Source organism: Janthinobacterium sp. LM6, assembly GCF_002002885.1.
Taxonomy (GTDB): Bacteria; Pseudomonadota; Gammaproteobacteria; order Burkholderiales; family Burkholderiaceae_D; genus Janthinobacterium; species Janthinobacterium kumbetense.
This window is the reverse complement of sequence record NZ_CP019510.1, coordinates 2,925,313-2,939,346: the sequence shown is the minus strand read 5'-3', so window position 1 is coordinate 2,939,346 and position 14,034 is coordinate 2,925,313. Positions and strand designations below refer to the sequence as shown.

General features: G+C 62.1%; 9 protein-coding genes. 4 read left to right on the top strand and 5 right to left on the bottom strand.

From position 1 onward, the window contains the following. Window positions 1-122 precede the first annotated feature (122 nt). The 4 genes from map to BZG29_RS13105 all read left to right on the top strand — a co-directional run bounded on the left by map (window position 123) and on the right by BZG29_RS13105 (window position 5,238). The gene (gene map / locus BZG29_RS13120) at window positions 123-935 is read left to right on the top strand and encodes a type I methionyl aminopeptidase (RefSeq protein WP_077409087.1); all 813 of its coding nucleotides are present in this window, start codon (window positions 123-125) and stop codon (window positions 933-935) included. A gap of 34 nt (window positions 936-969) precedes the next feature. Next, window positions 970-3,537: a [protein-PII] uridylyltransferase gene (locus BZG29_RS13115; RefSeq protein WP_077403358.1), complete on the top strand. Its 2,568-nt coding sequence runs from the start codon at window positions 970-972 to the stop codon at window positions 3,535-3,537. 46 nt (window positions 3,538-3,583) lie between these two features. Next, a complete protein-coding gene (locus tag BZG29_RS13110) occupies window positions 3,584-4,333 on the top strand; it encodes a pseudouridine synthase (RefSeq protein ID WP_077403354.1) in 750 nt (249 codons plus the stop codon). A 140-nt stretch (window positions 4,334-4,473) separates the two neighbouring features. Continuing rightward, complete coding sequence (locus tag BZG29_RS13105) at window positions 4,474-5,238, top strand: PilZ domain-containing protein (RefSeq protein WP_077403351.1); 765 nt, start codon at window positions 4,474-4,476, stop codon at window positions 5,236-5,238. A 113-nt stretch (window positions 5,239-5,351) separates the two neighbouring features. Here BZG29_RS13105 and def read toward each other — a convergent pair whose 3' ends face one another. Genes def through smc form a run of 5 tightly spaced genes read right to left on the bottom strand, consistent with a single transcriptional unit; the run spans window position 5,352 to window position 13,871 of the window. After that, on the bottom strand, window positions 5,352-5,888 hold the full coding sequence (def, locus tag BZG29_RS13100; RefSeq protein WP_034752265.1) for a peptide deformylase: 537 nt from the start codon (window positions 5,886-5,888) through the stop codon (window positions 5,352-5,354). Then, on the bottom strand, window positions 5,885-6,778 hold the full coding sequence (gene galU / locus BZG29_RS13095; RefSeq protein ID WP_077403348.1) for a UTP--glucose-1-phosphate uridylyltransferase GalU: 894 nt from the start codon (window positions 6,776-6,778) through the stop codon (window positions 5,885-5,887). The genes def and galU overlap by 4 nt, the downstream gene beginning before the upstream one ends. A gap of 24 nt (window positions 6,779-6,802) precedes the next feature. Further along, window positions 6,803-9,169, bottom strand: coding sequence for an NAD-dependent DNA ligase LigA (gene ligA / locus BZG29_RS13090; RefSeq protein ID WP_077403345.1), 2,367 nt, complete (start codon window positions 9,167-9,169; stop codon window positions 6,803-6,805). A gap of 14 nt (window positions 9,170-9,183) precedes the next feature. Continuing rightward, on the bottom strand, window positions 9,184-10,347 hold the full coding sequence (locus BZG29_RS13085; RefSeq protein WP_077403342.1) for a cell division protein ZipA C-terminal FtsZ-binding domain-containing protein: 1,164 nt from the start codon (window positions 10,345-10,347) through the stop codon (window positions 9,184-9,186). After that, entirely contained in the window at window positions 10,344-13,871 is a 3,528-nt protein-coding gene (smc, locus tag BZG29_RS13080) for a chromosome segregation protein SMC (protein ID WP_077403339.1), read from the bottom strand. The genes BZG29_RS13085 and smc overlap by 4 nt, the downstream gene beginning before the upstream one ends. Window positions 13,872-14,034: the final 163 nt, after the last annotated feature.

Below are 14,034 nucleotides of genomic sequence, written 5' to 3'. Positions count from 1 at the left end.
GAAGGAGGCGGCGGATACAGGGCGCCTCGTTTATAATTTCGACATATTTGCAGACTTTTCCTCCTACGCTGAGATTCGTCTGTGCTTTTCACCCGAACATCTTGCAGATTGCGAATTACATCATGTCCACCATCCGTATCAATACCGCCGCCGACATCGAAGGCATGCGCGTTGCCGGCAAACTCGGCGCCGAAGTGCTCGACTACATCACTCCCTTCGTCAAGGTCGGCGTCACGACCGGCGAACTGGACCGCCTGTGCCACGAATACATGGTCAACGTGCAAGGCACCATCCCTGCCCCGCTGAACTATTGCCCGCCCGGCTACACGCCCTACCCGAAAGCCATCTGCACCTCCGTCAACGACGTCATCTGCCATGGCATCCCCGGCGACAAGGTCTTGAAAAGCGGCGACTCCGTCAACCTCGACATCACCGTCATCAAGGATGGCTACCACGGCGACAACAGCCGCATGTTCCTCGTCGGCACGCCGACCATCCTGGCCAAGCGCCTGTCGGAAATCACCTATGAATGCATGTGGCTGGGGATCGACCAGATCAAGCCGGGCGCCCACCTGGGCGATATCGGCCACGCCATCCAGCAGCACGCGGAAAAGGCCGGCTACAGCGTGGTGCGCGAATTCTGCGGCCACGGCATCGGCAAGGTCTTCCATGAAGAACCGCAAGTATTGCATTACGGCAAGCCGGGCACCCTGGAACGCCTGGAAGCGGGCATGATTTTCACCGTCGAACCGATGATCAACTCGGGCCGCCGCGAAATCCGCGAAATGAACGATGGCTGGACCATCAAAACCAAGGACCGCAGCCTGTCGGCGCAGTGGGAACACACAGTGCTGGTGACGGAAACGGGCTATGAAGTGCTGACCGTCTCGCCCGGCATGCCGCCGCCGCCCGCCTTGATCGTGAACAAAGCCTGATTCCCCACCCCACGCACCGCCACCCAGGGCCCAGATGAAAAAGCAAGTTCGGGAACAGCTGAAACAGCAACTGAAAGCCGACCGCCAGGTCGTCATTGCGGCCTTCCAGGCCGACGGCAAGCCTGAAAAACTGCTGCGCAGCCTGCGCCACAGCGTCGACGGCGTGCTGGCGCGCGCATGGCAGGAAGCGGGCTTGCCGCCAGGCACTTCCCTGGTGGGCGTGGGCGGCTATGGCCGCGGCGAACTGTTTCCGTATTCCGACGTCGACCTGCTGATCCTGCTGCAACAGGCGCCCGACGCGGCCACGCAGGAAAAGCTCGAGGAACTGGTGCAACTGCTGTGGGACCTGGGCCTGGAAATCGGCCACAGCATCCGCACGGTCGATGAATGCCTGGTCGAATCGAAGGCCGACATCACCGTGCAAACGAGCTTGCTCGAAGCGCGCCTCGTGTGCGGCAACGCGGACTTGTTCGCGCAATTGCAGCAACGCTATGACGCGGCCATGGATCCGCAAGCGTTTTTCCAGGCGAAAACGGCGGAAATGCGCCAGCGCCATGCCAAATACGAAGACACGGCCTTCAGCCTGGAGCCGAATTGCAAGGAAAGCCCGGGCGGCCTGCGCGACCTGCAGGTCATCCTGTGGGTAGCCAAGGCGGCCGGCTTGGCGAACTCGTGGCGCACCCTGGCCACGGGCGGCCTGATCACCCTGACGGAAGCGCGCCAGCTGATGGAAAAGGAGCGCGCCTTCAAGGATATCCGCGTGCGCCTGCACCTGCATGCGGGGCGGCGCGAAGACCGCCTCGTGTTCGACGTGCAGACGGCCATCGCCGAATCGCTGGGCCTGCAGGCGACGGGCAGCGGGCCGCACATGCGCCGCGCCAGCGAATTCCTCATGCAGCGCTACTACTGGGCCGCCAAGACGGTGACCCAGCTCAACACGATCTTGCTGCAAAACATCGAGGCGCGGCTGTTTCCGCAAGATGACGTGGCCGTGCCCATCAACGAGCGCTTCAATGAAGTCAACAGCCTGATCGACATCAGCGCCGACGATACGTTTGAGCAATACCCATCGGCCATGCTGGAAGTCTTCGTGCTGATGACGGAACGCCCCGCCCTGAAGGGCATGACGTCGCGCGCCACGCGGGCCCTGTGGCACGCGCGCTTCAAGATCGACGCCGCCTTCCGCCAGGACCCCGTCAACCGCGCCCTCTTCCTGCGCATCATGCAAGCCCCGGTCGGCATCATCCATGCGCTGCGGCGCATGAATGAGATGAGCATCCTGGGGCGCTACCTGCCGAATTTCCGCCGCATCGTCGGCCAGATGCAGCACGACCTGTTCCACGTGTACACGGTCGACCAGCATATTTTGATGGTAGTGCGCAACATGCGCCGCTTCACCATGAGCGAACACGCGCACGAATACCCGTTCTGCAGCCAGCTGATGGCCGATTTCTCGCAATCGTGGCTGCTGTACGTGGCGGCCCTGTTCCACGACATCGCCAAGGGCCGCGGCGGCGACCATTCGAAGCTGGGCGTGGCCGACGCCACCCAGTTCTGCCAGGAGCACGGCCTGTCGGAAGAAGACACGGAACTGGTGGCTTTCTTGGTGGAAAATCACCTGACCATGTCGCAAGTGGCGCAAAAGCAGGATTTGTCCGATCCCGACGTTATCGCCGCCTTTGCAAAGGTGGTCAAGGACGAGCGGCACCTGACGGGCCTGTACCTGCTGACGGTGGCCGACATCCGCGGCACCAGTCCGAAAGTGTGGAATGCCTGGAAGGGCAAGCTGCTGGAAGACCTGTACAAGATCACCTTGCGCGTGCTGGGCGGCGAACCGCATACGGCCGACCGCGAGCTGAAAAACCGCCAGCAGGAAGCGCTGGCCACCTTGCGCCTGTACGGTTTGCCGCCGGACGCGCATCTGAAACTGTGGCAGCAGCTGGACGTGGCGTATTTCCTGCGCCATGACGCGTCCGACATTGCCTGGCAGACGCGCTCGCTGTATGACAAGCTCGACAGCAAGTTGCCGGTGGTAAAATGCCGGCTGGCGCCCATCGGCGAAGGCTTGCAGGTGGCCGTGTACATTCCCGACCAGCCCGACCTGTTCGCGCGCATCTGCAGCTATTTCGACCGCAAGAACTTCAGCATTCTCGACGCGAAGATCCACACGACCAGGAATGGCTATGCGCTCGACACGTTCCTTGTCACGGAGCAGAACTTCGCCAAGAGCTACCGCGACATCATCAGCCTGATCGAGCATGAGCTGGGCGAGCTGCTGCAGTCGCAAACGCCGCTGCCGCCGCCGGGCAAGGGACGGCTGTCGCGCCTGTCGCGCACCTTCCCCTTCCAGCCGACGGTGGACTTGCGGCCCGATGAAAAGGGCCAGTACTACCTGCTGTCGGTGGCCGCCAACGACCGCACGGGCCTGCTGTATGCGATCGCCAACGTGCTGACCAAGTACCGCATCAACTTGCACACGGCCAAGATCATGACCCTGGGCGAGCGGGTCGAAGACGTTTTCCTCGTCGACGGTCCCGCGCTCAACAATGCCCGCAACCAGATATTGCTGGAAACCGATTTACTCGATGCGCTGAAAGTGTAGATGTAGACTTTCCGCGCAGCGCCTACCTTACTGAAACTGAAACAACATGACCGAAGAATTATTACGCTTGTCCAAACGCATGTCCGAACTGGGCCTGTGCTCCCGCCGTGAAGCCGATGAATGGATCGCGCGCGGCTGGGTCCGTGTGGATGGCAAGCTGGTGTCCGAGCTGGGCAGCAAGGTCTACCCCAGCCAGCGGGTCACCGTGGAACGCCAGGCGGCGGCCGAGCAATCGAAGCGCGTCACCGTGCTGATCAACAAACCCGTCGGCTATGTCAGCGGCCAGGCCGAAGACGGCTACACGCCCGCCGTGGCCCTGATCAAGGCGGAAAACCGCTGGGCGGAAGACCGCAGCCCGGAACAATTCCACCCCACCCAGCTGCGCAGCCTGGTGGCGGCCGGCCGCCTGGACATCGATTCCGTCGGCTTGCTCGTCCTGACGCAGGACGGCCGCGTGGCCAAGCAGCTGATCGGCCACGATACCGATATCGACAAGGAATACCTGGTGCGCGTGAGCTACACCAAGGGCGGCACCCTGCCCGACAGCGAACTGAAAAAGCTCAACCACGGCCTGTGGCTCGACGGCAAGCCGCTGTTGCCGGCCAAGGTGCGCTGGCAAAACGAAGACCAGCTGAGCTTTACCTTGCGCGAAGGCAAGAAACGCCAGATCCGCCGCATGTGCGAAGCCGTCGGCCTGAAAGTGCTGGGCCTGAAACGCGTGCGCATCGGCAAGGTCAAGCTGGGCGACTTGCCGACGGGCCAATGGCGCTACCTGAGCGCGGACGAACAGTTTTAAGCGACGGCATCAAGGTGGCATGCCAAGCCATATAAGCAACAGGAATATAGTGATATAAAAACAATTATTGTGATTTACTTAGTAAATATTGCTTTAAACCTATACACTATTCCCCATCAGAACAAAAGAGATACGCTGTCGTGAACGATCCCATCCCCAATCCCCTGCGCAAAGGCGCGCCCAGCCTGGCTGACGTGGCCGAGCCGATGGCGCCAGGCACCAAGCCGCACCATATGAGCGATCCGTGGGATATCGGCGAAACCCTGTGCAGCCTGGCAGACAACGGCGACGCCATTTCCATCTACCCGACGGGCGGCGAAGACGTCATCATGGCGCGCATCCTGTCCGTCGACGACGACTTGCCGCAATTCGTGCTGGAACTGAATGAAGGCGCCACCCTGCCTGAAGGCGGCGCCACGTTTGTGTCGTGGGTGCAAAGCGCCAAGTTGCAATTTACCATCAATGGCGAATGGGAAGCGTATCCCGAACGGCCGAACGTGTACCTGACGAACTTCCCCAGCCATTGCCTGGTGCTGGAACGGCGCGAATCGGCACGCCTGGAAACGCCGCTGGGCGTGTACTACCTGGCCGCCTTCGTGCTCGAGGGCCGTCCGTATGAATTGCAGCTGTATGATTTCTCGGCCGGCGGTATCGGCATGCGCGCCCATCCGCGCGACACGGTAGGCCTGTACGTGGGGCGCAAGCTGTCGCGCGTGCGCCTGGAACTGGGACCGAACAAGGTCATGATCGCCGACCTGGAAATCCGCCTGTCGCGTACCTTCCGCTCCTTCCTGCTGGGCGAGCAGGTGCAGATAGGCTGCCGCTTCCTGAACCTGACGGAAGCCATGGAGGATGAATTGAAAGTGCTGCTCGATAACCTGGGCAGCAGCCGCAAGGTGCGCTAGCTTTGCTTCACGCATGAAAAATGGCCGCCCAGCTGATGCTGCGCGGCCATTTTTTTATTCATTAACCGTTACCACCGGCAACGTTTGGGGTCTGCCCCCAGGTTAAGCGGCAATTAATCGTCGTCGTTTGGATCGAGATCCGGGAACATGACTTCCGTATAACCGAATTGCGTAAAATCAACGATACGCATCGGATACAAAATGCCGTGCAAATGATCCACTTCGTGCTGCACCACGCGCGCATGGAAACCGTCGCAGTCGCGGCTGATGGGCTGGCCGAACTGGTCCACGCCTTCGTAGTGCAGCTCGCTCCAGCGCGGCACGCTGCCGCGCAGGCCGGGCACGGACAGGCAGCCCTCGAAACCCTCTTCCTTGCGTTCCGACAAAGGCGTCAGCACAGGGTTGATCAGCACGGTTTCCGGCACTTGCGGCGCATCGGGGTAGCGCAGGTTCTGCTTGAAGCCGTAAATCACCAGCTGCAGGTTGACGCCGATCTGCGGCGCCGCCAGGCCCGCGCCATTGGCCGCATGCATGGTGTCGAACATGTCGGCGATCAAGGCATGCAGTTCGGGCGTATCGAATTCACGCACGGGTTCGGCCATGCGCAGCAGGCGCGGATCGCCCATCTTGAGAATTTCACGTACCGTCATTTTGTTTCCAGTGTCGCTTGCAGTTGTTGCAGATAGCTACGGAAAGCGGCGCCCGTTTCCGGATGTTTCATGCCCATCGCCGTCGTTGCCTTCAGGTAACCAAGCTTGGAGCCGCAGTCATAACGCTGTCCCTGATAGCGGTAAGCCAGCACGCGCTCTTCGCGCATCAGGGCGGCGATGCCGTCCGTCAACTGGATTTCGCCGCCGGCGCCCGTGCCGATATTTTCCAGATGGTTAAAGATACGGCTGGTCAGCACATAACGGCCCACCACGGCCAGGGTTGACGGCGCCTCTTCGGGCGCGGGCTTTTCCACGATGGCCGAGACCAGCTCCAGGTCGGGCTGATAATTCTTTGCCGACACAATACCGTACTGCTTGGTTTCCGCGCGCGGCACGTCCTGCACGGCCAGCAGCGAGCAATTTTCATACTGGAAGACATCGGTCATCTGCGCCAGCACGGGGCGCACGCCCTCTTGCACATCCATGAAATCGTCGGCCAGCAAGACGGCAAACGGCTCGTCGCCGATCACGGGACGGGCGCACAGCACGGCATGCCCCAGGCCCAGCGGCGCCGACTGGCGGATGTAAATGCAATTGATGTGCTTGGGAATGACGTTTTGCACCATGTCGAGCAACTGGCGCTTGCCGGCCGCTTCCAGCTCCGATTCCAGCTCGTAGGCCGTATCGAAATGGTCTTCGATGGCGCGCTTGTTACGCCCCGTGATGAAGATCATTTCCGTGATGCCGGCCGCCACGGCTTCTTCCACCGCGTACTGGATCAGCGGTTTATCGACGATGGGCAACATTTCCTTCGGTTGTGCCTTGGTCGCTGGCAAGAAGCGGCTGCCCAGGCCGGCGACGGGAAAGACTGCTTTTCTGATTTTTTTCATGGGTCTTCTGTAATATTTTAAGAATTAATCCTGCGCGAGCAAGGCCAGCAAGCCAGCCTCGTCGAGGATGGCCACGCCCAGTTCCTGGGCCTTGGCCAGCTTGCTGCCGGCATCCGAGCCGGCCACGACATATCCTGTCTTCTTCGAAACAGAACCGCTGACCTTGCCACCGGCCGCTTCGATCAGCTCCGCCGCCTCGTCGCGGCTCATATTGGGCAAGGTGCCCGTCAGGACGAAAGTCTTGCCATCCAGCTTGCCGCCAGCGGCTGGCATTTCAGGCAATTGTGACAGTAATTCACCGCGCAGGGCGTCCAGTTGACCAAGCAGCTTGACATTGTTCTCATCGGCCAGCCATTGCGCCAGCGACTCGGCCACGGCGGCAGGCAAGCCAGCATGGAAGCTGGCGCCTTGCGCGGCCAGGCTGGCCAGGGTCACGCCCCGCTCCACCAGTTGTTTGCTGCGCGGCTCCGTCAGCTTCGGGATGCCGATGGCGGCCAGCAAGGTGGTTTGTTCGAGCTGCGTGCGCAGCTTGGCGCTGGGCGCATGTTCGCCCTGTGGCGCGACGCCCGCGTCCAGCAACGCCTGCAGCGCCTGCTGGTTCTTTTCTTCGGCAAAGAAATCGGCAATCGACTCGGCCACCGTGCCGCCGATGTCGGGCAGCACGCGCAGCAAGGCCGCCGGCGCTTGCCGCACATACGCCAGGCTGCCGAGCCATTCGGCCAGGGTCTTGGCCGTCGATTCGCCCACGTGACGGATGCCCAGCGCAAACAGGAAGCGCTCAAGCGGCGGGCGCTTGCTCGCTTCTATACCGGCCAGCAAGTTTTCCGCCCACTTGGTGGGAATCTTGCCTTGTTGCACTGTTTCCGGCGTCGAACCGTCGCGCTCGTCGGCGCGTACTTTCATTTCCAGCAGTTTTTCCAGGGTCAGGCTGTACAAGTCGGCCAGGCCATGCACGTATTCCAGTTCGACCAGGGTATCGATATAACGTTCGCCCAGGCCTTCGATATCCATCATGCGCCGGCCCGCGAAATGGCGGAACGCTTCCTTGCGCTGCGCCGAGCAGAACAGGCCGCCCGAGCAGCGGGCAATCGCCTCGCCCTCTTCGCGCACCACGTGCGAGCCGCACACGGGGCACGTTTCCCGCATCTTGAACGGCGGCGGCGCCGGGTCCGGCCGCTTTTCCAGCACCACGGACAGCACTTCGGGAATCACGTCGCCCGCGCGGCGCACGATAACCGTATCGCCCACGCGCACATCCTTGCGCAGCACCTCGTCTTCATTGTGCAAGGTGGCATTGGTGACCGTCACGCCGCCCACGGACACGGGCGCCAGGCGCGCCACTGGCGTCATGGCGCCTGTGCGGCCCACCTGGATATCGATGCCCAGCACCTGCGTCAGCGCCTCTTCGGCGGGAAACTTGTGCGCCAGCGCAAAACGCGGCGCGCGCGACACAAAGCCCAGCTCCTGCTGGTCTTCCGTCGCGTTCACCTTGTAGACGACGCCGTCGATTTCATACGGCAAGGCGGGACGGCGCGCGCCGATGTCCGCGTAGTAATCGAGCAAGCCTTGCGCGCCCTGCACCACACGGCGCTCTTTCGATACGGGAATGCCCAAGGTCTCGTACCAGTCCAGCAAGGCCGAATGCGACACGGGCATGGCGGCGCCATCGAGGGCGCCGATGCCGTACGCATAGAAGCGCAGCTTGCGCTGGGCCGTGATGCGCGAATCGAGCTGGCGCAGGCTGCCGGCCGCCGCATTGCGGGGGTTGGCGAATTCCTTCTGCCCCGCTTCGCGCTGGCGCTCGTTCAAACGGGCAAAATCGGCCTTGAACATCATGACTTCGCCGCGCACGTCGAGCACGGCAGGAATCCTGTCGCCATGCAGCCGCAGCGGGATGCCGGAAATGGTGCGGATATTCGCCGTCACATCCTCGCCCGTGGCGCCATCGCCGCGCGTGGCCGCCTGCACGAACAGGCCGTTTTCATAGCGCAGGTTGATCGCCAGGCCGTCGAATTTCACTTCGGCAGCGTAGTCGACTTCCGCACCGTCAAGGTCCAGGCCTTCGCGCACGCGGCGGTCGAAGTTGACGATATCGTCATCAGTGAAACCATTGTTCAGCGACAACATCGGCACCGTGTGCACGACTTGCTCGAATTGCGGCAAGGGCGCCGCGCCCACGCGCAAGGTAGGCGAATCGGGCGTGCGCAAGTCGGGATGGGCCGTTTCCAGTGCCTGCAGTTCGACGAACAGCTTGTCGTACTCGGCGTCGGGGATGGTGGGATTGTCGAGCACGTGGTAGGCGTGCAGATGCCGATTGAGTTCGGCCGTGAGTGCCAGGACGCGCTGAGCGGCATTCCGCTGGGCAGCGTCCTGGTTGATCGGATCAGTCATTGTTGCGGGATTCTTCAGCTAAATAAACGCAGGGCGCGGGTGGAACCGGCCGGAATGTCGGCCGCGTCCATTTCCTGGTAAAACTCTTGCACCTGGCCGGCGATCTCGGCCAGCGCCGCGTCCGACAGGGCCTGGTTGTAATCGTCGACGATGGTGGCGTCCAGGCGGCCCACCAGTGCCTTGGCGCAAGCGACCATGGCGCCGAAGCCGTCGCGCGCGGGCGCCACGCAAGGCACGTCCAGCAGCAGGGTCAGGCGCGGCGTCGTTTCCTCGGCCAGGGTGACATTCGTCGACAGCGAGAACAGATGGCTACCTTCGCCGTCCGGCATGACGAAACGGCCATCCGGACGCACGTCGAAGCCCTGCTTTTCCAGCGCGAACAGCAAGGTGGAAATGGCCCATGGCGCGCCATTCGTGTGCAGGTTGACGCCCAGCTGGGCATCGTGACCGGCCACGAAGCGGTGCAGATTGCGCGCTTCGGCCATCACTTCCATCATGTCGGGCACTTCCGGCTCGGCGCCGATCTCGTCAGCGACGCCGCGCAGGCGCGTGACCAGTTCCGAGTATTCCAGTTCATTCAGGGCCGTGCTGCGGCTGGCCAGCTGCACGCCGCCCTGCATCTTGGTGTAGACACCGCCATGCGTGATCGGTTCCCAGTCGCCATTCACGTGCAAGCCGATGAAGTGGACGGGCTTGTTGCCCACCAGGCGCAGGGTTTGCAGCACGGGCAGGATCTTGTCGCCGCGCACGGGCGCTTCCAGCGACAAAGGCAGCAGGCAATCGATCAGCGGGTCGACCAAGCTGGTCGCCTGTTCGCTGGCGGCGCTGACTTCCGGCTGCGCCGGCGCGGCAGGAGCGGCGGGTGCCGGGTCGGCATCGGCCAGCGACGGTTCCGCATGCACGGGCGCGTCGGCTACCACGGCCGCTGGCGGCGCGCCGAACGACGGTTCGGCCTTGGCGGCGGGCGCCGCGTCGAAGCGCGGCTCCTGGCGCAGCACGGGTTCCTGGGATTCCACGGCAGGGGCTTCGCCCTCGCGCATCAGCACGTCGTCGTGGTCGGTGGAAAAAGCCCGCTCCACGCTTTTCTTGGCCTTGTATTCCTGCCATTTGTTGTACGAGAAAACGCCGACGATAAAGACGCCGCCGGCGCCGAACAAGGTAATTTGAAGGTCTGTCATGCTGCTTGTGCCTCGGTTGCAAAATTTGCGGCGGACTCCATGTCCACCGCCACGATGCGCGATACGCCCTGCTCCTGCATCGTCACACCGATCAATTGATGGGCCATTTCCATCGCAATCTTGTTATGCGAAATGAAAAGGAATTGGGTCTGGTCGGACATGCGCTTGACCATGCGGCAGAAGCGTTCCGTGTTCGAATCGTCCAGCGGTGCATCGACTTCGTCGAGCAGGCAGAACGGCGCCGGATTCAGGCGGAACATGGAAAACACCAATGCGGTCGCGGTCAGCGCCTTCTCTCCACCGGATAACAGGTGGATGGTGGCATTTTTCTTGCCGGGAGGCTGCGCCATGACTTGTACACCGGAATCGAGAATCTCGTCGCCCGTCATGGTCAGCCTGGCCTGGCCGCCGCCGAACAGAATCGGGAACAGCTCGGAAAAGTGATGGTTGACCTTGTCGAACGTGTCTTGCAGCAAGTCGCGCGTTTCCTTGTCGATCTTGTGGATCGCGTCTTCCAGCGTATTGATCGCTTCCGTCAGGTCGGCATTCTGGGCGTCGAGGAAATTCTTGCGCTCGGATGCCTGCGCCAGCTCGTCCAGCGCGGCCAGGTTGACGGCGCCCAGGCCCGTGATGGCGTTGGTCAAACGCGTCACTTCGCCCTGCAGATACGATGGACGCATGTCCGGGTGCAACTTCTCCGTCAGCGCGGCCTCGTCGGCACCCGCTTCCAGCAGTTGCTGGGCGAATTGCTCCTGGTTCAGGCGCGCGGCTTGCTCCTTGAGCTGCATTTCCATGATCTTGTCGCGCTGCGGCTGCAAGCTGCGTTCCGATTGCGTGCGCGCATCTTCGGACAGGCGCAGCTGCTGCGTAATTTGATCGAGTTCGTGGCGCGCGTCCGCCAGCGCCCGCTCCTGCGTGGTGCGGCGCTCGAGCAGATCCTGCAAGCCGTCGGCGGCCGCGCCGCTTTCCAGGTTGGCCAGTTCCAGTTCGCCCGCCTGCAGGCTTTCCGTCACTTGCTGCGCCTGCGTGCTGGCCGTGGCGATGTTGCGGCGCAATTCCTCGATCTTCGCGCGGTGGGCTTTTTCCGCGTATTCCGTATCCTTGGCGGCCCGCTCCAGGTCGCGCAAGGCTTCGCGCGCTTCGGCCAGACGCTGCTCTTTCTGTAAAAAGTCCGTATGGCCGTCTTCGTGCGCTTCCTGCAAGTTGCCCAGTTCCATGTCCAGCTGTTCGAATTTCTCTTCCGATTCCAGCTTGGTCTGCATCTGCTCCGCTTCCTGCGCGGCAATTTCCGCCAGGTCGGCGCCGATCTGCGTGCTGCGCTGGTTGAAGCGCGCTTCCACTTCCGACAATTTGACCACGTCCAGTTGCAGAGTATGCACGGAAGACGTCAGTTGCTGTATGCGCAAGCGCAAGTCGGACAGATTGCGCGTCAGGGTGGCGACGGCCGCATCGGCCCGCACGGAACGGGCGCGCGCCTCTTCGGCCAGCAATTGCTGGGCACGCAACTGCTTGCCGATATTGTCGATTTCCTGCTGGCGGCCCAGCATGCCTTCCTGCTCCGAATCGGCCGCATAGAAGCGCACGCTGGTGGCCGTCACGACGTGACCGGCGCGCGTGACGAAATAGCCGCCCGGCGGCAACTTGCCGCGCTCGGCCAGCGCCTCGGCCGCGTCTTCCACGGCGTAGGCGTTGTACAGCCAATCCTGCAGCAAGCCGCGCAAGCCCGGATCGTTGAGCTTCAACAAGTTCAGGAACGGTTTCAGGCCGGCGATTTCCGGCTGCGGCAGCGGCGCCACGGTCGACGGCGCGTACAGGGCCAGCTTGGCCGGCGGCGCGTCGGCAAAGAAAGCCTTGGCCCAGTCGATATTCGACAGTTGCAAGGCCGACGTGCGCTCGCGCAGGATCGATTCCATGGCCGCTTCCCAGCCCGCTTCGATCTGCAGCTTTTGCCACAAACGCGGCAAGGTGTCGAGCTCGTGCTTTTTCAGCCAGGGCTGGACCTTGCCCTGCGTCTGTACCCGTTCCTGCAATTGTTTCAAAGCGGAAAGACGCGCTTCCAGCTGGGCATTCGCCGCCGTCTCGGCATTGACTTGTGCCTGCGCCTCGGCCCGTTCCTGCTCCAGCTTTGGCTGCTGCTCCAGCGCTTCTTCCAGGTAGAAACCCTGTTCTTCCAGGGTTTGCTGCTTTTCTTCCAATTGCAGTTTCAGGTTTTCCAGGTGACTGCTGTCGGGCAAACTGAGGCTGTTCTTTTCCTGCTGCAGGCGCTCGCGGCGGCTCAACAGGCTGGCCAGGATATTCGAGGCGTTGCGCTGGTGCGCCGATTCCAGTTCCAGCTGCTGCTGGGCCTGCATGATGCGCGCGCGCGATTCCGTGCTCTTGTTTTGCGCGGCGCGCCAGGCGGCGTCCAGCTCGGGCAATTGCTCGCCCTTCTGTTCCGCCATCATTTGCGACTGTTCCACCTTCGCGGCCAGTTCCTCAAGGTGGAATTCCGCCTCTTCGATCTGTTCCTGGTATTCGCCGCCCTGGCTGGTCCACTGGTCGCGCTGGGCCGTCAGGGTGGCCAGCTGCGCCTGCAGGCGGGCGCGCGATTCGATGACGAACTTGATCTGCGCTTCCAGGCTGCCGATTTCCGCATTCGTCTGGTACAGATGGCCTTGCGCCGTATGCAAACGGTCGCCCACGGCAAAGTGCGCCTGGCGCATCTGTTCCAAGGTCAGTTCCACGTTGCGCAGCTTGGCCGTCTGCTCTTCCAGGTCCGTCTGCGCCTGTTCCACTTCGCGGAAATAGCGCGTCTGCTCGTTTTGCGCCTCGTTCTTGCGCAGCAGCCACAGTAATTTCTGCTTTTCTTCCTGGTCCGCCTGCAAGGCGTGGAAACGCGTGGCGACAGCGGCCTGCGCTTCCAGCTTTTCCAGGTTGGCATTGAGTTCGCGCAAGATGTCTTCCACGCGCAGCAAATTCTCGCGCGTGTCCTGCAAGCGGTTTTCCGTCTCGCGGCGGCGTTCCTTGTATTTCGATACGCCGGCCGCTTCTTCGAGGAAGACGCGCAATTCTTCCGGGCGCGATTCGATGATGCGCGAAATCATGCCCTGGCCGATGATGGCGTAGGCGCGCGGGCCGAGGCCCGTGCCGAGGAAGATGTCCTGGATGTCGCGCCGGCGCACGGGCTGGCCATTGATGTAATAGGTGGAGGTGCCGTCGCGCGTCAGGGTGCGCTTGACGGCGATCTCGGCGTACTGGCCCCACTGGCCGGACGCCTTGCCATCGTTATTGTCGAACACCAGTTCCACGGAAGCGCGCCCGGCAGGCTTACGGTGGGTGGAGCCGTTGAAAATGACGTCCTGCATCGATTCGCCGCGCAATTCCGACGCTTTCGATTCGCCCAGCACCCAGCGCACGGCATCGATGATGTTCGACTTGCCGCAGCCATTCGGCCCGACCACGCCCACGAGCTGGCCTGGCACCTGGAAATTGGTGGGATCGACGAAAGACTTAAATCCCGACAACTTGATGGAAGAGAGACGCACGTGTTTTAGAGTTCCTGGCCTATGCTGGCGGTTATATTTGGGTGAACCCGGTTCATATTCAGTTCATGGCCACCTTGGCCATCCTTGCGGCAACAGTCTGGCCACTCACCGCAGGGAGTGGTTCATCATACCATTTCCTGATGCTTTTCTGGCCAAAAAACCG